Origin of the sequence: Rhodococcus sp. 15-2388-1-1a (genome assembly GCF_002259145.1) — a bacterium.
In the GTDB taxonomy this organism is placed as follows: domain Bacteria; phylum Actinomycetota; class Actinomycetes; order Mycobacteriales; family Mycobacteriaceae; genus Rhodococcoides.
The window spans coordinates 159,013-182,476 of sequence record NZ_NPFP01000020.1 but is presented as its reverse complement, the minus strand read 5'-3'; the positions used below and the strand labels follow the sequence as shown (position 1 = coordinate 182,476).

The window sequence follows — 23,464 nt, the reverse complement described above, 5'->3', positions numbered from 1 at the left end:
GAGACCCCGCGGTCAAACACCGGCAGAGTCATCGCACAGGGGCCGAGTCAATGACGTCGCGTGGCTCCCACCGGCCACGTATCGGCGGTGGCGCGATATAGGTGTCCGAGGTTTCGACATGGCAGGGTTGCCGGATCCGGCGTTCCGCGGACGGTTTGCCTCACGGAACGGGGCTTATTGCGACCTGATGATTCGCACCGGTTTACGGTTGTCCGAGCAGACAAGCTTGAGTGTGTTCGAATTCCCTCACCCAGTAGCGGGCACGTTGAACGTTCGATCGTGGCTTCCGCGGAGTATCGCCAAGGGTGGATCGGCCCGCCACATCTACTTCCCGATGTCGACGTTGACCGAGGTATGGAACTACATCGCGATAGAGCGGGCGGAAGCCATCGAGATGGCCCAGGCGAACGGCGCGTACGAGCAGATTCGGAGTCCGCTGATCGTTGCCAATCGGCTTCGGCCGTTCGTTCGAATCGGCGGCGAACGGGTCGACGCTGCCAAGCTCACCCACGACGAGCGGCGCCGTACTTTCATCGAGTGCCGCGAGGGCTTGGAGCCAATTGCCCTGTGGATCAACGAGGACGGTCTTCCGAGCAAGCCGTCCGCGTGGCAGGAAGTGTTCAAGACAGCAAACCGCCGCTGTGTGCGCCGCGAGGTCCCGATCCGGTGTCATCCGCACATGCTTCGGCATTCGTTTGCCGTGATCACTCTCGAACAACTGTGGCGCGGGCATATCAAGGAGCTGACACCGATGTCGGGACCTCAGCGCGAGACGTACCAACGTGTGTTCGGCGACCCGCTGAACTGGATCCGCATTCGATTGGGGCATCGCTCGATCGAGACGACACAGATCTACCTGCACACCCTCTCGGAATTGGAGATGGAGACGCGCGTGGCGTTGGTCCCCGACGGGTGGGAGCCCACCGTTGTCGAGAAGCGAGTCGACCCCGACTTATCCGGCACGGACAATTGCGTTGTCTGAGCCGATCAACGGCCAAGTGCGCCGTGCGGGACTGCATCACGTGGCACCGCATCCAGATGGCTACTACCAGCCCGATGTCACCGAGCAATCAGCAGGCGACCCGCCGGTTGTGCGGTTCTACGGCGAGGACAACAGGACAGCGCACTATTCGTTCGCGCGGTTGCCCTGCCCTGAGCTTCACGCCGATCTGGCTGTCGCATGGGCGGCTCGAATCGGGCCGGTGGGTCAGGTGCGCACCCGTTCGGGTGCCGACAACGGGTGGATCACTCTGCAGCGTTTCCTGAGGTTCCTCGGCGATCTCCCACAGCCGCCTGTCTGTTTGGACCGAGTGACGGTGGCGAATCTCGAGCACTATCGCGCACTGCAGCTCAAAAGAACCACTGCGACGCGCGTGACCCAACAGATGGCTGCAGTGAAACTGATACTTCGCCACCTGCCGGTCACCCGATTGCACTGGGAGGTCGCAGAATACGTAGCGCGACCGGGTGACTTCCATGAACCTCACCGACCCGGGGCCGGCGCGGCTCCCGGATACTCGGACCGCGAGTTCATGGCGATCATGGCAGCGGCACGTTCGGACGTCGCTGCCCTTCGCGGGCGGCTGCGGTCGTCGCGGCGATTGCTGTCCGTGTTCGAGCTGCAGCCGCACACGCTTTCAGCGGCAGAACGCGAGCGAGCCGCGCATCTGGCGGAGATGGCGAGCACCGGTGCCGTCACACCACCGCAACGCCCGAGCACTGTCTCCGGATCTGTCACCGACCTGGCCGGATGGCTGACGAAGGCCGGTCAACTATTTCTCACGACCCGCGACGTGCTGCCCCTGCTCGTGCTGGGCGTCGGACTCAGTGGCCGTAACAGCGAAACAATCAAGGAGCTTTCGCCCGAGCACCGCGTTCTGGAGGATCGCGCGGTAGCGGTCAACGTGATCAAGCGCCGGCGAGGAAAGGCTCGTACCTGCGAAACAGTGCACTGGGAGGGCGGCCCGAACGACTCCGGACTGCACACCCCCGGCGGCTTCTTCCTACTGCTCCACGAGTTGACCAGCAGTAGCAGAGCATTCAGCGGTAGCCGACGGGTGTGGTCCATTTGGACACGTGACAACATGCGAGGAACAGCGGACTTCATCCGGACGCGCTCGGCAGCCAACGGTCACATCGACCCTTTCGATCTGCAGGTTGGCCGATGGCTCGAGCATCGCAAGTGGGTTGCGCAGCATGGTCTGACAGCCGACGGCAATGGTCCGGGGGCGGAACCGTTGGTGTTGTCGATGAACCGTCTGAAAACCACGGTGGAAGTGCGTCGAACACGCGCTGTCGGAGGGCATCTCAGGTCTGCGTCGAGAACGAACACGCCGGATGTGTCATTTCTGCACTACCTGCGTAGCGATCCTAGGGTGCGTGACTGGGCCGATGAGGTACTCACCGAAGCACTCCACGAGGCAGAACACAATGCTCATGCCTTCCGTGGGAGAATTCTCGGACCCACTGGGGCGGCTGCATTCGTGTCGGATCCAACTGGCACCGCCGCCGGACTGGGTGTTTCGGTCGATCAGATCCGGCGCGCAGTCGACGGCGAACTGGACACCTTGGTGAGTTCGTGTCTGGACTTCGAGCACAGCCCATTCAGCGGCGGCGGAGTGTGTGGGGTGTCCTTCCTGACCTGCCTGCGCTGCCCGAACGCGTTGGTCACCGAACGCCACCTCCCCCACCTTTTCTCGTTGCTCGACTGGCTTCAACGTGATCTCGACCAACGCGACATCGACGATTGGTGTGGTCGGCACGGCGTCACTTGGCTGATCATCACCCGCCTGATACTTCCCAAATTTACTGATGCGCAACAGGAACAGGCCCGCGCCGCGAAACCTGACGACCTACCCGCCGACCTGCTCGACGGATTGAAGGAACTCGCATGAGCTTGCCAGCACCCCACCCCGGGCCAGCACGGATATCTGCCGAAACGCTGGTGCTCGGGGACCGAACTTTGCGACCGGGCGCGGTACTCGAAGACACGGCACGCTTTTCGGACATGGTGTGGAGGCTGGGACCCGCACAGCGACAACAACACCAGAAGCAGATATCCATCGACTTCACCAATGTTCCTAAGAGTTTTCGCGAGGTCGCGAAACAGGTTACTTACGCATTGCTCCGGGCGGATCGTCCTCGCGGGTGCGAACGCATCAAGGCGATCGACACGGTCGCAAACCTGTCCGGGCAAGTGGGTGCGGTCCTGCGCTGGGTCGACAACCGTGGCCTACGCTCGATCTCCGCGATCACGCGCGACGACCTACGGGCCTTCAAGCAGCATGTGCACGAGCTCCGCCTCACCGACGGAAGCAGAGCGCACCTTCCGCGGGCCTTTCAGCTGCTGTGGCTCTGCCGTGCACACCTCGATGATCCTTTGACCTTCGATCCGGCCGCCGCCCTCGATACACCCCGGTCCGGACACTCCCAGCACGGACACGAGAACGAGACCGCCCGCATACCCGAGCAGGTGCACGCACCGCTACTGGTCTGGGCCATGCGATGGGTCGACGATTTCGCACCCGATGTGCTCCGCGCCGGGGCAGAGTGGCACACGCTGCAAAGACCCCCGGCCGCGCCGGGACAAGATCGCCGAGGGCCGCAGACAGACACACGGGCCAACGTCGCGGCGATCTCCCGGGTAATAGCTCGCTATCGCGGTGAACGACGCGCGCTTCCGGCCTACCAAGGAACGGTGAATTTGAGTCACCTGCGCCGCGAAGCCAATCTCGGCCGCTCGGTCGTCGGCCCGACCCGGCCCGCCGGCGCGGTCATCATCGCTGCCGTCGCCGAGCTCGGGATCGACGACGACACCTACCTGCGGGCACCGATCGACGGACTGTTGGACGGACAACTCTGGCGGGGACGGATCCGATATGCGGAACTCGAAGAACTCACCAGGATGCTGTACATCGCCTGCTACATCGTGATCATCTACCTCTCCGGCATGCGGGACAGCGAGGTCAAACACCTACAGCGAGGATGCGTATCGGTATGGCGGGACGACACCGGAAAGGTCGCAAGGCACCGGATAACCGGAGTGGCGTTCAAAGGTGAACGACAGGCCACCGGGGTCGCCGCCACCTGGGTCGTTACCGCGCCTGCACAACGGGCAGTTGCAGTCCTGGAACGGTTGCAACCCACGACGGAGAAATACCTGTTTGCGCTGCCCCCGACCTCGAGAAGAAGCGGCAGCCCGCGGCCCAACCATGTGAAATCTACCGCTGCCACGAACCGCGACCTGGCCGACTTCGTAAGTTGGATCGACAAATTCAGCAGCAAACTCGGTCACCGCGATCGGATTCCCGAGGTCAATGGCGCGGCATGGAAGCTGAGCAGCCGACAGTTCCGGCGAACCCTGGCCTGGTACATCGCGAGACGCCCCGGCGGGAGCATCGCCGGGGCACTGCAATATCGCCACGTGCGCGTCCAGATGTTCGAGGGCTACGCCGGCACCTCCCAGTCGGGGTTCCGCGACGAAGCCGAAGACGACATCGCCCGCGGCGACAAGCTCGCCGACCTGATCACCAACCCGGATCTGCACCGTCTGACCGGACCCGCCGCCGCCGAGGCAGAACGACGGCTCGCTGAATTCGAGCGTCACGTTCGATTCGACGGCACGGTCATCAACGACCCCAAACGAATGCAACGCCACATGGCACGTCACGACCCCCACATCTACCCAGGCGAATTCGTGACCTGCGTCCACAACCCCGACCGCGCGCTCTGCCGACGAAGCGACGGACGAGACGGACCGTCACTGCCGGACTGCCAACCACTGCGCTGCCGCAACGCAGCACTGACCACCGGCAACCGCGAGCAGATGAAGGAAGCGCTGCAGTCCTACGACCGCGAACTCTCCGACACCGTCCGTCTGGGCCCCTATGTTCGTCACCGCCTCCAACTCAAACGATCCGAAATCGCAGAATTCCTCACCGACGAGCACAACGTTTCACTCACAGCACCGTGAAGAAACCACTCCCCGATGACGCCGCAGTCCAGGCCGCGATGGATGGCGTGCTTACCGAATGCGAAACATCGGGGCGTCGAGCAACCGTCACCTCGGTAGAGGACCGTCTCGGCATTACCCACGCGACGTTCTACCGGAACTATCCCGCCCTCATCACCTGGTTCCAGCAACAAAACAAGAGTCGGGCAGCGACACAGGTCAGCCGAAAAGACAGTGCAGCAGACGATCTCGCTCGACTGCGGCGCGATAACTCCGACCTGAAAAAGCTAGTGGCGATCTACGCGAACGCAATCCGTCAACTCACCCTCGACAACGCAGCGATGACAGCGGAGCTCGATAAGACGTCCGGCGTCACCACACTCAGACCTCGATGAAGCTGGCACCTTCTCCAGCCCAACTCCGATCCGCGTCGGCCGTAGCCGTGACCTCGCTGGTCAGGTTGACATATCGCGTGCCCAAACGCTTCCCGGGCGGATACGCAAGCCAGTGGCCAACGCGAATGGAGCGAAGCCTTGAGCCCAATGCGACAATCTCACCCCACCTCGAAGCTCCGGCGACTCCGGTGTTGCAGCTCTCGTGCCCGGACCGGCTCACACCCGCCCCGAGTTACCGCCACCGCTCTGAGCTGTAGGTCTAGATCGCAGGGTCAGGCGGTTTTGCGAATCACTGTTGTGGCGTACTCGACCGATCCTGGCCGTCTGCCAGGACGTTCGGGAACAGAGCAGTGAGAAGAGTTGAATACGCGGTATTCCAAGTCCATTGCGCCGCAACCCAACTGCGTCCGCGTTCACCCATCGCGCGGGCGCGGACCGGGTTGTCGAGGAGTTCGACGATGGCTTGGGTCAATTGCTCGACGTCTTTGACTACATAGCCAGTTCGGCCTGCCTGCACGGTTTCGGGGGCACCTCCGGAATCACCCGCGATGATCGGCAGTCCCATGGCGGAGGCCTCCAGGTATGCGATACCGAGTCCCTCCTCTTCGAGTCCCAGGCGACGCGTTCGGCACGGCATCGCGAAGATCGTGGCGCCGGCGAGGACTTGCGCAACGAGCTCGTGCGGAAGTCCCCCAACGAAGGTCACCGCGTTCTCCACGCCCTTTGTCCGGGCCAGACGCTGCAGACGTCGACGGTCAGGGCCGTCGCCGACGAGAAGCAACGTGGTGTCGGGATGTCGTTCCAGAACCGCAGGAAGCGCACGAATCAACGAGTCCTGGCCTTTCCGCGGGACGAGACGCGCGGTGCACACGATCACGCCGCTGTTGCCGTCCGGGGATGGATCGGGGCCCGCCACGGAGCCGCGCACGGGGTTGAATTGTTCGACGTCGACGCCCGGGCTCAAACGCACCAACGCTGTATCGGGCGTAACCGCTGGCAGGATTGCGCGGTAGGTATGGCCGGAGATGTACGTCAGCACGTCGACCCAACGGCCAATTGTGTGCAATCCCCACCGCGTCAAAGGAACCTTGGCCCACCATGTTTCATGCCCGTGAGTGGTGGCGACGACCCGCTTCACCCCGCAGGCCCGAAGCGCGGGAGCGATCAGGCCCAGGGGAGCTGCGGCAGCGATCCACGCGGTATCGCAGCCGTGTTCGAGCGCGATTCGACCTGCCCTGCGCATCACCCGTCCCGTCGGAAGCAGGGTTCGGCTGCGGTCCCGTATGACCAAGAATGGAAGCGAAGCGTCGTATGCGGCTGCTCCGCGTTCCGCCGAGGTGTAGACCACGATCGACTCGGACGGAAAGCGGTGAGCCATTTCCGATGCGAACGTTTCGATGCCGCCCTGCCTCGGCGGGAAGTCGTTGGTCACGATCAAGGTCCGGCTCATGCCGCGACCCGCTCGCTTTCACGATTGGGACTCGAGACGGCGGTGTCCGTTCCGGGAACCCTCGCAATCCACGCCATTCCCCAGAACATCAAAGGGTAGGCGAAGTACCCGAACCTGGCCGAAGGGGCAAGAAGGAACAGCACGGTGAGCCCGAGTGCAGCGATCGAGCAGGCCGCCGCGAACGTGCGCGGTGGTTTCACGCACAGTCTGATTCCGATGACGATGGCACCGACGAAAAGTGCGAGCAAAGAAACGATGTGGCCGTACTCGCCCGCTTCCGCCAACGCGCCGCCGATCACCGACGAGCCTGCCGGAGTCGGAACGTCTGCGCGACCGAGTGGGAACAACACCGTGTGCTCCACCAGTGCGCCGCCATCGAGGATCACTGGAGGAACGACTACCGCTCCCGCCAGAGCAACGGACACCGCACTGACCCGCACTGCTGACCATGTACCGGCGCGTTGACGATGTAGTACCAACGCGACGATGGCTACCGGCCATGCGGTCCACTTCAGTGCGCATGCGAACGCCAACACAGCAGCCGCGGCCCATCGGCGGTCTGCCGCCATCAGCGCCAAACCGAGCAGACAAGCACCGATGACCGGCAGATCCACCCCACCTGTGCACAGCGGAATCGCGATGAGAGGGGACGCTGTGAGAAGCCCGAGCTTCCCGAACGACTCCTGATCGATTCGTCCCCGGTCGGATCTCGTCAGCCGAACAACGATGAGCACACAGGCGGCGAAGAACACTCCGAACCAGACTCTGGGGTCCCCGAGCGGACCCTCCAGGACGACGCCAGGCAGCCCGAACAACGCCATCGCCGGAAGGTACGGGTTGTACTGAGTCAGCTCGTGAGGGTCATTGACATATGGACTGCCGGTGTCGAGCAAGTGGCGGGCCGAGTCGATGACTACTGCAACCTCGAGCTGCGCGAGTGCGCCCCCGATCAGCACGATCATCGGAACCAACACAGCGCCCAACACAGCGACACCAGCCGCTCGAGGTCGATTACGTGATCGCAACAGGACCGCACCCGCAGCGAGATAGCCAGTGACAGCGCACACTCCCCACACCCGATGCGTGGTCAATTCGGTGGTCATCACGTACACGGCCGTGTACGCGGCGAGTGCCACGTAGATCCCGACGAGTAGGCGGTCCCGACCGACAATGCTACGAGAATCCCTCTGTAAGAGCATGTTTCGACGCTACAAAGACAGTGGGACTATGTCGTCACGCATCGGAGCCAAACTCGGCATCCCCCGGAGGAGCTAGTCGAGTCGGTGGGAGAGTTCATTTTCGTAGTAGAAAACGACAGCCTGCGTCCGGTCACGAAGGTCGAGCTTGGTGAGAATCCGCCCGACGTGGGTCTTCACTGTCTCCTCCGCCAGCACGAGATCGGACGCGATCTCTCGATTCGACAGACCCGTGGCCAGAGCGTCCAACACGTCGAGCTCTCGGGGAGTCAACGCCGACACTGCGGCGGTGTTCGGGCGACCGCGCCGACGCCGGGCGAACTCCGAGATGAGCCGGGTTGTGACAGTCGGTGCCAGCATCGATTCCCCGGACGCGACTGTGCGGACGCCCCGGACGAAATCCGCTGCGGTGGATTGCTTGAGCAGAAACCCGCTTGCACCGACACTGAGCGCTTCGTACACGTAATCGTCGAGGTCGAACGTCGTGAGCATCAGCACGCGGATCGAGTTCGTCCTCTCGCCCTGTGATGCGAGGATCTGCTCGGTCGCCCGGATTCCATCGAGCACTGGCATTCGGATGTCCATCACGACAACGTCGGGCCGCAGGCTGACAGCAAGATCGACGGCCTCCGCACCGTTCGCGGCCTCACCGACCACGACGATGTCAGGTTCGGCCCTGAGTACGGCTGCGATTCCGTCGCGCACCAATTCCTGGTCGTCCGCCAGCAGAACCCTGATGGTCATCGGCGGCGCTCCACTGCGCTCGGATCATCGCCAATGTTACTGCGTGGTGGGATGTTTCGTCCGCGAACTGGGAAGATTACAGACACCTCGAATCGTCCGTTCTTCGTCATCCCGGCAGTCATGCTTCCGCCGAATGCGGCTGCCCGCTCGGAGATACCGACAAGTCCGTGTCCTCGGCCTCTCGAATCGGCGGACACCTGTTCGGTTTCGTTGCCGACAGTCACCCGAAGCTCGTCGTTCGTGCGGGTCACGCGTATCTCAACCTTCGTGCCGGGTGCGTGACGTGCTGCATTGGCGAGCGATTCCTGGAGGATGCGGTAGACGGTAGTGGACAGCGCTTCCGGCAGCGTGTCGAGCTCCCCGTCCGTATACAACGTGACGTGGGCTCCGGCCGCGCTCCATTGGCTCACAAGGGCGCCGATGTCGGACAGGTTCGGTGCCGGTGAGTGTTCAGTTGCCTCGTCCGGGTCACGAAGGACCTCGATAACCTGGCGCATCTCGGTCAGTGCGGTTGCCGATGCGCGATGTATGTCGTCGAACGTCGCAATCGCCTCGGGTGGGAGGTCGGGGCTCTTGAACCGTGCGGCCTGTGCCTGCACCGCGATCATCGACATGTGGTGCGCCACTACATCGTGCAGTTCCCGTGCGATCCGCGCCCGCTCTTCGATCACCGCCTGACGCCGCTCCTGTCCCATGCGGAGCTGCTGTTCGTCCGCCAGGGCGGTTTCCGCCGACGACAGTCGCATCATGACCACTCCCGCGACGGTGATCGCAGCCAACGTCGCGGCAATGATCAGCAAAGCGAACGGTGGCATCTTCACCGTCAAGACAGTCGGGACCACGACCGCCAGGAAGGACACGAGGGCGACCGCGGCTCCCACGTTCGGCGGATGCACTCGGGCCACTCGATACAGGGCGAGCCCCGCCGCAATGCAACTTGCCGCCGGCCATGGGAAAACCTCTTCCTGAACCAGCCCTGACAGCGTTCCGGCGAACATCCCGAGTGCGATCAACTGCCAGGTCAGCAGAGGTGCCACCCGGATCAGAAGGAGGGGAAGTGTCTGAACAGCGCCGAGGACGTAACTGGCGGCGACCGAGTTGACCATACTCGTCAGTTGACCTATCGCAGTACCGAACAGCACGGCGACAAGCACCGCTCCAGCTGCAAGCGCCATGAATCTCGGCCGACTACCAGGCTCGTCGGTCCGCCCTCTCATTGTGGGCAACGTCGGGCGCAGGGCCGTTTTGATTCCGGCTGTCAGTTCGGCAATCACCGACACGACCCTACTTTGAGAAGATCCGCTTCAAATCGAAGATTGCGCGGCCGCCCACGATGCAGTCGTGGGCGCGCGGCGAAGCTGATCGCAGACAGCTTCTAGATCGACTGTGGACGGTGACACAGGTTGAACGACCTACGGCGAGCCGGACATAGCCCTTGTCGTTGCCCTCAGCCACGTTCGGGTGACATACTCGAATGGTCAGGAGCGACGCCGTGGTGGTGCTACGGGGTTTCCGGCAAATCCTCCACTATTTCGGCTGTCCCTGCTTGGCAACCAGTCCGGCAGTGCCACGTGCACTCCTGGTCGCCCGGCTCGGCCCGGCTCTCAAACGAGAAGGCGGCACCATCATGACCAGCTACAGCGTAATGAAGGCATCACACGACCGGGCAGCGGTAATCGCGACGTGGCCGGGCTTCGACTCAGAAGAACATTCCATCAAGATCACCACCGTCGCCAGCGCCTCGTACGCTCACAGCCTTGCTTTTTACCTCACTCAACTATCGGAATCCGCATGGGACGCAGCTATGTGGCTCGACACCTACCCAGAGATAGCCACGGCCATATCGAAATTGATCGTGCAGCTCCGAACATCCAATAGAATTGGGCCACAAACAGTTTCGACCGACGGCCTGCGCCATGGAGAAACGTGGACGTCCTCGGCACTGGCAGAGCAGCTCGTCGACGACTACTTCATCTCCCTACTCGACGACCTGACCACCACACAACGACTCTCTGTTGCCGATGAACTCGAAACCGACGCTGACGAACGACGCGACCTACTCGACCACACTCGCGACGAATACGAAACCGACAGCAGAGTCAATCAAGCCGGCCTGGTCACCCGCGTTCAAGAATTCGGCTCCATAGGACCTCTACCCGAAGGCGCATCCGGCTACCTACGCACCTGCTACAGCGAAGGACTCGATTTCGGAGACCGATTGAGGGCCGCGAAACAAATCCGACGGATGGAACAACTCGTCGCTGCATGCAACCATCACGGCGGACGCGCACGGGCACATACCGATCCCTGCGAGGCACACTGCGTTGTCGCTGTGCACCCCGGGAAAATCAGCGACGGCGACACACCGTGCTACATCACTCCCGTTCGCTTCGGACCGCACACACATTCCCCGGGCAGACCCAACCCGTACGGCAAGCTGCGCATACGTCGCGGCCACGAGTGGATCGCCGAGGTCGACCCAGATGACACTGCAGGTTTTGTCACCGCCCTTGGTGACTGGGCTGGAACCTTCGCGTCGTAGTGCCTGAGGCCCAAAATCGGCTCTGCGGCCAACTGCCCGAGGGCGGCAAGGGAAGGAGACCTCGTCGACGCCCGCAATCACCTCGCACACGGCGATGAACCCCGCATTTGCAAACGGCCAGAGAACGAATGGTTCGCACTCTACGAATCCACCCTCACGTTGTTGGCATTGGTGGCGATGACGAAGCCGGCGTATTCGAGGCGGTGCAACTTCGTGCACTTCGACGCGGTGCTCTACGACGAGCAGGTGTCGATCGCAGAGAACGCGCGTTGAACCGTCCGTTGGGTAAGGCCCGGCCAGGCTGCCGATCGTGCTGGGGCGGGCTCTAGGGGTGCTGTGTAGCTGTCTGGTGCGCGAGTGCCACGGTGCTTACGGCCTAGCTTCCAGGGCGGCTGGGGTCGTTGTGCGGCCTTGCCCCTGCTGCGCCAGTCTGCCTGTTCGTGGTCAGTTCGGAAGTTCGCAGTCGATGGTTGCACTGCACACCAACCCGGCCAGGCGCGAGGGTGCCTGCAGGCGGCACAGGTGGGCTCACCTCCTTAGGGTGATTGGGTGAAAGCAATGCGTGGAGATCGCCCCTGGAGCCGCATCGCAGGCCTGGTGTGCGGTGCACTCGCCGTCATTTTCGGCACCTTTTCCCTCCACCGGACGGGGTGGACCGTAGATCGGGTCTTCCAGGAGTTCTGGGTAGCCACAGCTCTCATAGGCCTTGTATTGGGCTGTGCCGCGATCGGGTGCCCCATCAGCGATTTCTGGCGTGCACGTCCACGCAAAAGAGACTGGGCATGGTCCATGGCCGTAGCGCTCGGCCTGGTCGCCGTCCTTGCTCTGACGAGTACCCACACCAACGTGGATCTGGGCTCGCTGCCGGCATGGGTCTCGGCAGGTGGTGCTCTGTTCACCGCCGCAGGCGTCGTACTCGCCCTCCGGTCGTACCAATCGACGCGGCATTCGGACCTGGAGGACCAGGCGAACCAGGTCCGACTACTGCACATGCTCCCGTGGCCCGACGGCCTCGACGCGAACCGAAAGCAACAGTGGCGCACAGAATTCACCAATCGCAGCAAGGACCCGCTGTACGAGATCGAAATTCACGGCTTCCGCGCCCAGGTCGAAGACGACGCTGACGCGGTGAATATGCGGGCGTTCGCAGAGACAGCCCTGTCGGAGGACACACCGATCAGATCGGGTGGTTGGCGGAGGCAGGCCGTGCTCGAGGCGGGTGAAACGTTCAATATCCGGTGGGAATCAGACGATCCCGCCGAGCAGAACCCGGCTCCCGCATTCGTTAGCATCTGGTACTCGGCAATGGACGCCAACGGCCGCTACTGGAACGTCGTCGACAACAACGAACCCGAGAAAGTGCCCCGCCCGTCCCGTCGCCTCGGATGACACGAGCAAAGGCTCACACCCCCAGCCGCGGAAGCACACTCGACGATGTCAGCCCTCTGCTTCTCCCCCTGGGCGGCTCAGACACCATCCGAGGTAACCGGAAGAACGTCGAACTCAGCGTCGCGGATCACCGATAGATCGAACGCGTCCGAACCGTCGACCGGTGCAACGAGAATCGTCTGACCCTCATCTGGGGCTGTGATGATCCGCCCCCACTTCTCAGGCTCGTAGCGGACGAGCCCGAAGCGATAATTCCCGAGGTGACGGCCTCGGGCGGTGACGACACGAGCCGGGTCGATAAGCATGTTCGTAGCCATAATCGCACCGTACCCGAACACGGAAAGCCATAGTGCACAACACCATCAAGCATCAAAGACCTGCCGAACAATGGCAAGTTGCTGGTCGCGTTGTGTTCGCGATGACCCGAGGCTTCTACCGTCGAAATCCCCGCCGAGGGTCACGTGGCTCGTGTCCGTCCATGGCCGTGAACCACGTATCGCATGGAAAGACACGTAGACCGTGTGCCGCTGTCGCCGGGTGATAGAACACCTCGACATCGCGGTCGCCCATCAGAACGTCTGTGACGGCGTCCCAGTCGACGTCCCGCGGATGGGACGCCAGTACGGCAACATCGTCGCCATACACCTCATCGGCCAGCGCTGCGGCGGCTTGGGCGATGACGATCATGAGCGCGAGCTGTTCGGCGATCGTGTGAGGCCGGGGTAGCCGACCAGCGTCGAGGTCCTGAGCCAAGTCGTCGAAAGATCGGGCCATCTGACGTCGCCACAGAGCGGACTCGGCGAATGTGCATTCGGGAAGTCGGTTCAACAAATACCACCACCGCACCGTGTCGACCGGATCATCACCGCGCTCCTCGACGTCGTCGTACGCCATGTCGGCGCACACCCACGCGTGGATCCGTAACAACTCCCGCTGCCGATCAGTCAGTGAGAACCGCGGCACAAATCGGCGAATGTGCATTCGGGAAGTCGGTTCAACAAATACCACCACCGCACCGTGTCGACCGGATCATCACCGCGCTCCTCGACGTCGTCGTACGCCATGTCGGCGCACACCCACGCGTGGATCCGTAACAACTCCCGCTGCCGATCAGTCAGTGAGAACCGCGGCACAAACTCGATGACATCGCCCATGGTCGTCCATGCTGCCCGCCCCAGAACTGATCTGCGCACGGATCGACCACATCCGCACGTCGACCCGTGCATGCAGGAATACGCGCACGTCTGCATGCAGATCGGATACCACGTACCAGCCAGGGTCACTCGGCAGTGAGCTACCAGGACAGCCGGAAGCTCCTCAGATCATTCGATTCGATGGTGTCACCGTCCCACGCGAATCGATCGTCGGGCAGTTCAGCGTGTTCGGTCAGTTTCTCGAGGTGGAGCGCCTTGCTGTGATCGCGGCTGCTTAGGCTCGCGATGAGGCCGGTTCCATCGTCGATGACGATTGTCGTGGTGAGTCCAGTGGGCGATGTCAGCTCGGTCGACCATGCCGGACGGTCAGCGTGGTCGATCGCCGTCGGGCCCTGGGTGACGTGCTGAGGTGGTGTGCGCCGAGTCAGGAGTGAACGCGGGCCGAAGAGATCTCGCGGGGTGAACAGTGCGCCGAGGCGGATCAGGCTGGTGGTGCGTTGGTGGACCATCTGTCCATCGATGCGGGCGACGGGGACCGTATCAGTGGAGCTCGACGATGAGTAGACGATCTCGCCATTGCGTTCGACCCACCAGCGGTCACCCCGGCCGTAGCGGAACTCGAAACGGTCGTCGACGAAGCCTGTGTCGGTCACACCGACAACGTGCAGCGAGCCTGACATGTTGAGGTCGGTCGCCGCGGCATTGCGCGCTGTGAGTTGTTGCCACGTCGGGACATTCACCGTCTCGAATTTACACTTGACCTCGTTCGCTTCGACCTCCCCGAGCAGGGGCGCATCTTCCAGCCGGCGGCACGCTTCTCCCGGGCAGGCGATCGAGTCCGCACACAACCGCCGGAGTCGTTGATCGCAGGCAGCCTCTAAATCAACCTTGGACAATAGACACAAGATGAACGACCGTCATAAGAGCTGAAGGTACCCCTTGCCGTTCCCGATCGGAATTTTGAAACTTAGGCAGCAAATCTTGTGCATACTCGGTCACTGACCGGATCATGAGCGGCGATGACAAGCAGCCGATGGCATGTTCGCACTACTGCCGCAGAGCTACCCAATTCCCGCTCTTCACCTACTGCAGACAACCGCACCCGCGCCGATGACTGGACGGACTGGCTCGCAGAGACTCGCCAGACTCAGGGCACTCCCTTCTTGCTCTCGCCCGCTTTCGACTACGACACCGACCTGAACGATTTCTTTCGCACCACAGCGATGGTCACCATGGCCGCAACGACACAGATCGGGTACGCACGCGACCTCGCGAGCTTCCTCACTTTCGTCAACCACATTGACTGCAAACGTCATTGGCGGGACATCACCGACAGTGATCACCTCTCGTATCTGCATTGGCGTCGACACGATCCCCGCGGCCCACGCGTGTCCGGCAACACATGGAACCGTGAAGTGGCGGCAGTGAACAGGTTCTACCGCTGGGCACACGCCGCCGGCCACGTTCCAGTCAATCCGATCCCCCAGACCTGGCGACGGCCCGCTCCTGCACACACCGGCTACGCGGTCTCGCGGCGGTCCGACGAGCTCCGCCCGGCGACCTACAGTCACGACGGCGGCCGGGACCGCATCCAATGGCTCCCCCTTGCCGACTATCGCAGATGGCGCGACGTCGGTATTCGCGGATTCGACAGCTGGGGGATGCCGCGAGAAGGTTTTCGTGGCCGGTGGTCGGGGCGTAACGCGACCTACTGCGACGTGATGGTCCGGACAGGACTTCGGATCTCGGAACAATCTGCTCTCACCGTGCTGGAGCTTCCACACATCGATACGAATCAGAATGGTTATCAACGATTTTGGCTTCCCGGTGCTATTGCAAAAGGCCGCTCCGCACGGTGGGTCTACGTCCCGGCATCCCTCGTCCGTGATCTGGCTACTTACAGTGCCTTCGACCGAGCCAACGTCATCGCCGCAGCCCAGGAAAAGCAACGGTACGAGCGCATCCGGCACCCTCTGGTGGTGGAAGATCCGGAACATGCGATCGCCACGCACATCACGGGTGCAGCACTGAAACGGACCATTAAAGTCTCGGAACTGAATTGGTCGGAGCGACAAAGTTTGTTGATCGCGCGCCCCGGCGGTCTCGAACCCGCCGCGTTCTGGCTCGGCGAGCACGGTATGCCACTGTCGGTTGCCGCCTGGAAGAAGATGTTCGCCGAGGCCAACACCCGCTGCCAGCGCGCCGGTGTCCCGCTGGCAGCGCACGCCCACATGCTCAGGCACACGTTCGCCGTCATCACCCTCGAACAGCTTCAACGCGGTCACATCGCTGCCCTCGGCGCGCTGGGACCGGAGCAGCGCGGGCACTACACCCGCATCTTCGGCGACCCGCTCGACTGGGTACGGTGCCGACTCGGTCATCGATCCGTGGTGACCACACAGATCTACCTCCACGCACTCGCCGAACTCGAGATGGAGACGAGAATGGCACTTGTGCCCGATGATTGGGACGTCTTCACCCCGGACCCGGCCAGTACCGACGACGTAACGACTCTCCCGGCCAGCGGTGTCGTGCTGTGACCGAATCGCGAACTCACCCCGGGATGCACGCCCCACTTCCTACGCCCGGAAGCTACGCCCCGCCATCCGTTGCGTCCTCGGTTTCGTCTCTGGTCGTCGACTTTCACGGCGACGACGGACGCACCGAAACGTTCGACGTCGAGGTCCTGGCCATGCCGAGCTGGCACGTTCCGGTCGCGGAAGCCTTGGCGCTCCGTATCGGTCCTGCCGGCGACAGACGGACCCACAGTTCGGCAACGACCGTGTTCTCGTTTGCCGCACGGCTAATGCGTTTCCTCGAGAGTCTCGACAACAGCCCCGCTGCACCGGCTGACTTGACCGTGGCACACGTCGATATGTTCCTCACCAGGATCGACACCCCGCGAACAGTCGCCACGTGCACAGCCGAACTCAGTGAGCTCCGCCTGCTTCTTCGGCTGCCTCCGCTAGCAAACCAACTCAATGCCGAGGTGCTCGACCATCTCAGCACCCCGGCGGGGAAAGGCACGTTCACTTCTCTGACCGGGTATTCCGACGGCGAGTTCGCGCGCATCCTCGATGCCGCTCGTACCGACGTCGCGCAAATTCGTAGACGCATCACTGCAGGAAACGACGCAGTCACGGCTATGGCTGCGTCAGGTGTGGAGCCGTCGACGGAGTTCGAGCACATGGTCTCGCGTATGGCGGCCACCGGCATCGTCCCGGTAACCGGCGGACGAATCGTCGCGCACCGTCACCGCCGCACAGCGTGGGCCGGCCAGCTGTTCGTCACACGCGACGATCTCGCACCCTTGCTGACCTTGTTCGTTGCAGTCACCGGCCGCAACGTCGAAGCCCTCAAAGAACTACCCGCCGAGCATCGGATCGTCGGTGACCGAGCGGTAGAAGTCCAGTTGAGCAAACGACGCAACGGCCCGAACCGATGGCACGACACCGTGACCTGGGAAATCGGACCGCCGCACCGAGAACTGCACACCCCCGGCGGTCTGTACCTGCTGCTGCACCGCCTCATGGAACGTGGACGGGCACTGAGCGATACGGCCGCACTCTGGTCGTCGTGGCGCAACACCAACCACGATCGTGGAACCGTCTCCGAACATCACAACCCGTTCGCGCAATCCCTCGCCGGCCGCGCCACCTTCGCGAAATGGAGCAGACTGCGAGAACTGCACTTCGACCCAGACGTTTCCGGACACAGCGCACCGCTGGGGCTGGACATGCGCCGCGTTCGCACCAGTGTCGAAGTACGCCGCACTCGATCCGTCGGTGGACATCTGCCCTCGGCTGCCCGATCGAACAGCGTCGAAGTGCTGTTCAGCCACTACCTTCGTGGTGATCCCACCGCCAAAGAGTGGGCGCGCCAGACGATGTCCGAGGCTCTCCGCGATGCCGAATCAGCGGCCCTGTCCGCACATACCCACATCCTGGCCGAACACGGCGTCACGGAACTCGAGGTGCTCGCCGACACCGACGCCGATGAACCATCTGCAGGAGAGGAGGGTGCCTGGACAGCATGCGCCGACTCCTCCGCGCACCCTGTCACCGGACGTGCGTGTCGACGGGTGTCGTTCCTGGACTGCTTCCACTGCGGCAACTGCGTCGTCACCACGACGCATCTACCCGCTATCACCGCGCTGACGTCGACCTTGTCCACGCGACGCACCGAACTCGACGAGCAGACCTGGTGGACGCGCTACGGGCCGACCTGGACTGCGATCCACCACGACATCTACCCGAAGTTCACTGCCGCACAACTCGACTCGGCGAAAGACGAGGCACCCGAGTGCCTCCTCGAACTCGCCGAAGACCCCTGGGAGCACCCATGAGCAACCCGATCGCCGTCACCCCGGTACCAGCTAGCGACCCGCTCCTGTCCGATCCGGTACTCGGCGAGCATCACGTCCTGGCCGGCTTGTGGCTTCGTCCCGGCTACTCCCTCACAGAGACGTCGCAATTCCGCGACGACGCCTGGCGATTGGAACCTGCTGTTGCACAGGCACATGTCCGATCCTTGGTCGTCTCATTCGACACCCTCGCCGACCGCTACCGTCTGCCGGCCAAAGAGTTGTGCCTGGCGATGCTGTCCGGGCCGCTACCCGCAGGCGAGCGGCGGCAGTCTGCCGTCGGAATCCGCGGCACCTTCATCGAAGTGCGCAAGTTCCTGCACTGGCTCGCCGAACGCACACCGGCACACTCTGATCGAGAGCAGACGCCGGCATTGAGTTCGCTCACCGCTGCCGACGTCCTCGACTACCACCACTACTTGATGACTTTGCCCGTCGGAGTCGGATCGCGCGAGAACTCCCGACGGGCGGTATGCATGCTCTGGCGTTATCGCACATGCCTGACCGACACGCTCACCTTCGATCCGCGCCGCGTCGACGGCTGGACCATGTCCAAAACTGGAGCCACCGAGAACGCCACCGGTCGCATCCCCGAACCTGTCCTGGGCCCGCTGATCACCTGGGCGATCCGCTTCGTCGACGACTTCTCCGGCGACATCCTCACCGCCGCCGCACACCGAGATCACCACCGATCCAAGCGCACCAACGGACGGTACGGGCGCAACAGCGGTGCCGCCGAAGCGCTCGAACACTACCTCGCGCAACACGAGGCCGACGGCGACCCGCTCCCCGGACATCAAGGCCGCCCGAACTTACGACAGATCGCCGCTGAGATCGGCACGAGCAGACACGGTCTCGACACCAACCCAGCAATCCGCAACCGTCTCTTTGCCTGCGCGGCACTAGTCGGAGTCACCGACCACACCTGGATACCGCTGACCATCGAGGGCCGACTTCACGGCCGTCCGTGGATCGCGGGCATCGTGCACCAGCACTCCAGCAGCGGATACCTGCAGCTACAACGTATGTTGCACATCGCTTGCTACATCGTCATCGCGTTCCTCTCCGGAATGCGGGACGCCGAGATAAAACACCTACGCCGCGGTTGCCTTAGCACCGCACGCGATCCCGGCGGCACCCCCTATCGGTGGATACTGACCGGGCTGGCGTTCAAGGGCGAAACCGATCCTCGGGGAGTCGCTGCCGAGTGGACCGTCGGGGCTCCCGCCGCCAGGGCGATCGCGGTCCTCGAGAAGATGCACCCTCCCGGCCAGGATCTGCTGTTCTCGCATCCGCCAGGCTCGGAGCAAATCCGCCCCCGAAACGACGCCAGAATCGGGGCCTTGACCACCAATGCCACCTCCAGCCAACTGAAAAGCTTCGCCCTCTGGATCAATTCTTACTGCACCGAACATGCTCTTGCGGAATCGATTCCGTTGGTGAACGGCCAGCAGTGGGTTCTGAGTACTCGCCAGTTCCGCAGGACGCTGGCATGGTTCATTGCCCGCCGGCCGGGTGGGTCGATCGCCGGTGCCATCGCCTACCGCCATCTGAGCGTTCAAATGTTCGAGGGCTACGCAGGCACCTCGGATTCAGGGTTCCGCGCCGAGGTCGAAGCCGAACAGGCTCTCGCTCGCGGTGAAGACTTGATGAGCATTGCCACCGACCATCCCCACACGGTCACCGGTCCTGCTGCCGATCTCGCCCACCGCCGACTGGATGCGTTCGCCACTGCCGCTGCATTCGCTGGAGCAGTCGTCACCGACGGCACTCGCCTCAAGCGCCTGATGAAGCGATCTGAGCCCGCCATCTATCCCGGCACGTTCGCACTGTGCGTGTTCGATCAGGACAAAGCGATGTGCCAGCCCCGTCCGGATCAGGGAGGCAACAGTCGACCACAACTCGGTCACTGCCAGCCCTTGGATTGCAGCAACGTTGCACTGACCGCAGACAACATCGACGCGCTACGCACCGAACATCGATCGTTGCAGCAAGAACTGGCCACCGGGACAACCCTTCCGCCGCTCTTGGTGCACCGACTACGTGAGCGACTGAGCCGACTGACCAACTTCCTCGACCTCTACGTAGATCCCGACCCGGCACCGATCCGCACCCAGACGGTCAACCCGAAACGATGACCGATCAAGCAGATCAATCGGATGCAGCGCTCATCGACGAAGCGATCGAGCGCCTCGAAGCCGCCGCCGGCCGCACACCGTCGGTGCTGACCTTGGCGCGGCACCTGGGTCTTGCGAACACCACATTTCGGCGGCGTTACCCCGACATCGTCGATCGGCTGCGTGCCTCGGGCCCGGCATCGACTGCACCTGCCGTAGACCCTCTGAAGGTCGATTCGGACATTGTTCGACTTCGGCAACGGAACCGACAACTCACCGATGACCTCACGCTGGCGATGTCGAGTATCCAGCGCCTTTCCATCGACAACCGTTCCCTGCGGCGGCAGCTCGACGCTGCCGCTGCCGTCACGCACCTCCCGAGAAGGGGTGACGAGATCGGATTCTGATAGGTATCGCCACACACCTCAGTGCGCCCTTTTCAGTAGGCAACGGCTGATAAGCACATCGCCGCGATTCGAGGGAATTACCGCGCTGTTCGAGGCGACCTGGGGTTTTGTCGCGGATTTTGGACAGACTTCTCCCAGGTAAGGGCGATGGGTGTTGTTGCTAGCGCTGTCTGCGGTGTGCCTTGGCGAGTCGGACTTGGCGTGTGCACGCCCGGTCCGAGACCAAGGGCAGCAGCAACCGAAGTTCGCGAAGAACTCCGGCGACTGCGCCGAGCAGAACAGCGTTCAGGACGAGGTCCATGACGCCACCTCCGCTTCTGGGGTGGAATGGCTGGCGCTGAAGTGCCAGCGTGACCTGCCGCGTTCTCGGGGCAGGAGCTTGCGGCCCGACAACGGGCACGAAAAAACCCGGCCTCACGAATCGGGAGCCGGGTTGTCGTTGTCGGACGAGATTTGGGCACGAAAATACCGCGCGGTGGACATTACCCTGTGGATAACTCGATCCGCGGCCCTTCCGGCTGTGCGTTCGCAGATATTTCGGTTCGGGCAGTTGAACGATCACCGCCGTGACTGCTCGACCGGAGAGTCACGATCAGCCGACATCCGGAGCTCCATCGGACGCGGTCAACGCTCCGCGTGGCGACTGCCGACGATCGCTGATCAGGCCCCTGACTACTTCAGGCGTGCGACGAAGTCGGTGATACAGATGCGCGCTTGCTGTTGTGTCGTGTGCCCGGCCATGACCAGCGACCCCAGTCCGTGCATGAACGCCATGCACTCCGTTGCCAGATCCGTCGCCCGACGTCCGCTGATGCCCGGGCTTCGGGTGTGGCACAGATCGGTGAGGTGGTCATGGATCGCTGTGAGGTGCGCGCGATACGCATCGGCGACTAGGGATTCGGTTGTGATGGAAAGTAGTTCGAGCGACACCCCGACGCGGTGGAGCGAGCGGCTGGCGTCGTCGGTCGGTAGGGCTTCGAGAAGGAACTCCTCGATCGAGGGGTTCGGGTCCGCAGAGGCGTGCTGCCACCGTTCGACGCTGCGCCGGGACAGCCGGCTGAGTGCCGAGTGGAGGAGCTCGTCTTTGCTGTTGCCGTAGTACTGCACCAGCCGGAGCGAGACACCTGCTTCGGCCGCGGCGGCACGCATGGTGACCGCGTCGAGTCCTCCGCGGGCCAGTAGTCGTTCGACCGCGTCGAGAATCTGCGTTGTTCGTTCCTCGGTGGCCATTCCACACACCTCCCGTCCTTGATACATTCGTATCACTTATACGGATGTATCAAAGGGGGGAAGATGAGCTCGCGTCGTGCTCTGTGGGTCGCATCGATCGCTCAACTCGTCGTCGTGGTGGACGTGTCGGTCGTCAATGTGGCACTGCCCTCCATCCAGGACGACTTGGGTCTGGGTACTGCGATGACGTCATGGGTGGCCACCGGGTACAGCGTGGCGTTCGCGGGAGCGTTGTTGGCGGCCGCGCGGCTGGCGGACTCGTTCGGTGCGGCTCGGGTCGTGTTGTGGAGCACGGTCGCGTTCACGTGCGCCAGCATCCTGGGTGGCCTGGCTGTGACCGGACCGATGCTGGTCGCTGCTCGTATAGGCCAGGGAATGGCTGCTGCAGCGTTGTCTCCGGCCACGTTCACGTTGCTGACCGTGACGTTTCGCGAGGGCCCTGATCGGACTCGGGCGATCGCCCTGTGGACTGCGGTCAGTGTCGCAGGCGGCGGGGTCGGCAACATCCTCAGCGGTGCACTGACCGAAGTGTTCTCCTGGCGTGCAGTGCTGTTGATCAATGTGCCGGTCGGGATGTTCGTCGCCGCCGCCGCCCGCCGCCTGCTCGCCGCACGAGGACCGGTCGCTGGCACCGGGGTGAGGTGGTCGTCGGCGGCAGCATCGATGTTCGCATTCGGTTCGGTCGTGTATTCGCTGTCGATGTTCGCCGACGACGGCCGACTCTCCGGTCCTGTGCTGGCGGCGTTCGCGATCGGTGTCGCCTCGGCCGCGACCTGGATGCGTCTGGACCGACGAAGTGAGTCACCGTTGATCCCGTCGAGTCTGTGGCGTCGACGGAACATAGCCTTGGGGACGACTGCGACGGCGCTGACCGCGGTCTGTTTCCAGGTGGGTATCTGGTACTTCCTGACGTTCCGATTGCAGCAGGACTGGCAGTACAGCCCGATCCAGACAGGTCTCGCGTTCCTTCCATTGACGGTATCGCTGATGGCGGTGAACCTTGCGCTCGTGCCTCGACTTCTCGACCACATCGGTGCCCGCATACTGATCTTCACCGGGGCTGCGGTTGCCGCGGCGGGGGTGTGGTGGATCGCGGACGCGCAGACAGGTGCGTTCTGGAGTGCCGTAGCCGGTCCCTCGATTATCATCGGAATCGGTGGAGGCCTGATGAATACGCCACTCGCTACTGTCGTGACCTCGGGAGTACCGACAGAGCAAGCAGGGGCGGCATCGGGCCTGATGAACACCGCCAAACAATTCGGCGGCGCGGTCGGACTGTCCGCTGCAGCGGCCGCGACCACGATCTCCCACAACGAACGAGCACCGTATCTGGTGATGGTGGCCGCACTGGCAGCAACGGCTGCGATCATCTTGCTCACGCGAGCCCCTGCTGCAGGCGATCTCACGCCGCGCCCGAACGTGAGATAACAACAGTGGCAAAGTCATTCGGCCCTGAGGGTAAGCGAGGGTACCGGTGTGAGTGCAACGAGCACTGCCACCGCTGCGGGAATCACCGCGAATGCGAG

The 23,464-nt window shown here is 63.0% G+C and carries 20 protein-coding genes; 11 read left to right on the top strand and 9 right to left on the bottom strand.

Annotated features, from left to right (window positions below):
- The first annotated feature begins 226 nt into the window (after positions 1 to 226).
- The 4 genes from CH302_RS30620 to CH302_RS13610 are packed head-to-tail and all read left to right on the top strand — an operon-like array spanning position 227 to position 5,346.
- Entirely contained in the window at positions 227 to 982 is a 756-nt protein-coding gene (locus CH302_RS30620) for a hypothetical protein (RefSeq protein ID WP_230594394.1), read from the top strand.
- On the top strand, positions 975 to 2,894 hold the full coding sequence (locus CH302_RS13620) for a hypothetical protein (RefSeq protein WP_015586194.1): 1,920 nt from the start codon (positions 975 to 977) through the stop codon (positions 2,892 to 2,894). The genes CH302_RS30620 and CH302_RS13620 overlap by 8 nt, the downstream gene beginning before the upstream one ends.
- A complete protein-coding gene (locus CH302_RS13615; protein WP_015586193.1) occupies positions 2,891 to 4,972 on the top strand; it encodes a hypothetical protein in 2,082 nt (693 codons plus the stop codon). Before CH302_RS13620 ends, CH302_RS13615 begins: the two co-directional genes overlap by 4 nt.
- Complete coding sequence (locus tag CH302_RS13610; protein ID WP_015586192.1) at positions 4,969 to 5,346, top strand: hypothetical protein; 378 nt, start codon at positions 4,969 to 4,971, stop codon at positions 5,344 to 5,346. Before CH302_RS13615 ends, CH302_RS13610 begins: the two co-directional genes overlap by 4 nt.
- A 289-nt stretch (positions 5,347 to 5,635) precedes the next feature.
- On the opposite strand, the gene CH302_RS13605 is transcribed toward CH302_RS13610, so the two are convergent.
- The 4 genes from CH302_RS13605 to CH302_RS13590 all read right to left on the bottom strand — a co-directional run bounded on the left by CH302_RS13605 (position 5,636) and on the right by CH302_RS13590 (position 9,911).
- A complete protein-coding gene (locus CH302_RS13605) occupies positions 5,636 to 6,796 on the bottom strand; it encodes a glycosyltransferase family 4 protein (protein ID WP_015586190.1) in 1,161 nt (386 codons plus the stop codon).
- A complete protein-coding gene (locus CH302_RS13600; protein ID WP_015586189.1) occupies positions 6,793 to 7,995 on the bottom strand; it encodes a glycosyltransferase 87 family protein in 1,203 nt (400 codons plus the stop codon). The genes CH302_RS13605 and CH302_RS13600 overlap by 4 nt, the downstream gene beginning before the upstream one ends.
- Positions 7,996 to 8,067: 72 nt before the next feature.
- Positions 8,068 to 8,736 carry a response regulator gene (locus tag CH302_RS13595; RefSeq protein WP_032375872.1) on the bottom strand — a complete coding sequence of 223 codons (669 nt, stop codon included), beginning with the start codon at positions 8,734 to 8,736 and terminating at the stop codon, positions 8,068 to 8,070.
- On the bottom strand, positions 8,733 to 9,911 hold the full coding sequence (locus CH302_RS13590; protein ID WP_139278552.1) for a sensor histidine kinase: 1,179 nt from the start codon (positions 9,909 to 9,911) through the stop codon (positions 8,733 to 8,735). Before CH302_RS13590 ends, CH302_RS13595 begins: the two co-directional genes overlap by 4 nt.
- A gap of 389 nt (positions 9,912 to 10,300) precedes the next feature.
- Between CH302_RS13590 and CH302_RS13585 the strand changes: the two genes are divergently transcribed.
- Together CH302_RS13585 and CH302_RS13580 are read left to right on the top strand one after the other, a co-directional pair.
- Positions 10,301 to 11,278 carry a hypothetical protein gene (locus tag CH302_RS13585; RefSeq protein WP_032407140.1) on the top strand — a complete coding sequence of 326 codons (978 nt, stop codon included), beginning with the start codon at positions 10,301 to 10,303 and terminating at the stop codon, positions 11,276 to 11,278.
- A 789-nt stretch (positions 11,279 to 12,067) separates the two neighbouring features.
- Positions 12,068 to 12,667 (top strand): hypothetical protein, encoded by a 600-nt coding sequence (locus CH302_RS13580; protein ID WP_037186477.1) that lies wholly within the window; start codon positions 12,068 to 12,070, stop codon positions 12,665 to 12,667.
- A 77-nt stretch (positions 12,668 to 12,744) separates the two neighbouring features.
- Here the strand turns inward: CH302_RS13580 and CH302_RS13575 are convergent, their stop codons facing one another.
- The 3 genes from CH302_RS13575 to CH302_RS13560 all read right to left on the bottom strand — a co-directional run bounded on the left by CH302_RS13575 (position 12,745) and on the right by CH302_RS13560 (position 14,474).
- Complete coding sequence (locus tag CH302_RS13575) at positions 12,745 to 12,984, bottom strand: hypothetical protein (protein ID WP_141215468.1); 240 nt, start codon at positions 12,982 to 12,984, stop codon at positions 12,745 to 12,747.
- 115 nt (positions 12,985 to 13,099) lie between these two features.
- Positions 13,100 to 13,561, bottom strand: a complete 462-nt coding sequence (locus tag CH302_RS13570; RefSeq protein WP_094717151.1) for a hypothetical protein — start codon at positions 13,559 to 13,561, stop codon at positions 13,100 to 13,102.
- A 400-nt stretch (positions 13,562 to 13,961) separates the two neighbouring features.
- Positions 13,962 to 14,474 carry a hypothetical protein gene (locus CH302_RS13560; RefSeq protein WP_141216651.1) on the bottom strand — a complete coding sequence of 171 codons (513 nt, stop codon included), beginning with the start codon at positions 14,472 to 14,474 and terminating at the stop codon, positions 13,962 to 13,964.
- Positions 14,475 to 14,840: 366 nt separating this feature from the next.
- On the opposite strand from CH302_RS13560, the gene CH302_RS13555 reads away from it, so the two are divergent.
- Genes CH302_RS13555 through CH302_RS13540 form a run of 4 tightly spaced genes read left to right on the top strand, consistent with a single transcriptional unit; the run spans position 14,841 to position 20,708 of the window.
- Positions 14,841 to 16,361, top strand: coding sequence for a tyrosine-type recombinase/integrase (locus CH302_RS13555; protein ID WP_080730368.1), 1,521 nt, complete (start codon positions 14,841 to 14,843; stop codon positions 16,359 to 16,361).
- The gene (locus tag CH302_RS13550) at positions 16,358 to 18,166 is read left to right on the top strand and encodes a hypothetical protein (RefSeq protein WP_032375867.1); all 1,809 of its coding nucleotides are present in this window, start codon (positions 16,358 to 16,360) and stop codon (positions 18,164 to 18,166) included. The genes CH302_RS13555 and CH302_RS13550 overlap by 4 nt, the downstream gene beginning before the upstream one ends.
- Positions 18,163 to 20,322: a hypothetical protein gene (locus CH302_RS13545; RefSeq protein WP_032375866.1), complete on the top strand. Its 2,160-nt coding sequence runs from the start codon at positions 18,163 to 18,165 to the stop codon at positions 20,320 to 20,322. Before CH302_RS13550 ends, CH302_RS13545 begins: the two co-directional genes overlap by 4 nt.
- Positions 20,319 to 20,708, top strand: a complete 390-nt coding sequence (locus tag CH302_RS13540) for a hypothetical protein (protein WP_032375865.1) — start codon at positions 20,319 to 20,321, stop codon at positions 20,706 to 20,708. Before CH302_RS13545 ends, CH302_RS13540 begins: the two co-directional genes overlap by 4 nt.
- Before the next feature lie 160 nt (positions 20,709 to 20,868).
- Here the strand turns inward: CH302_RS13540 and CH302_RS30055 are convergent, their stop codons facing one another.
- Both CH302_RS30055 and CH302_RS13535 read right to left on the bottom strand, forming a co-directional pair.
- Positions 20,869 to 21,009: a hypothetical protein gene (locus CH302_RS30055; RefSeq protein WP_155290127.1), complete on the bottom strand. Its 141-nt coding sequence runs from the start codon at positions 21,007 to 21,009 to the stop codon at positions 20,869 to 20,871.
- A 371-nt stretch (positions 21,010 to 21,380) separates the two neighbouring features.
- Positions 21,381 to 21,938 (bottom strand): TetR/AcrR family transcriptional regulator, encoded by a 558-nt coding sequence (locus CH302_RS13535; RefSeq protein ID WP_032375864.1) that lies wholly within the window; start codon positions 21,936 to 21,938, stop codon positions 21,381 to 21,383.
- Positions 21,939 to 22,001: 63 nt separating this feature from the next.
- Here CH302_RS13535 and CH302_RS13530 point away from each other — a divergent pair, with 63 nt between their 5' ends.
- Positions 22,002 to 23,366: an MFS transporter gene (locus tag CH302_RS13530; protein WP_052047230.1), complete on the top strand. Its 1,365-nt coding sequence runs from the start codon at positions 22,002 to 22,004 to the stop codon at positions 23,364 to 23,366.
- Positions 23,367 to 23,464: the final 98 nt, after the last annotated feature.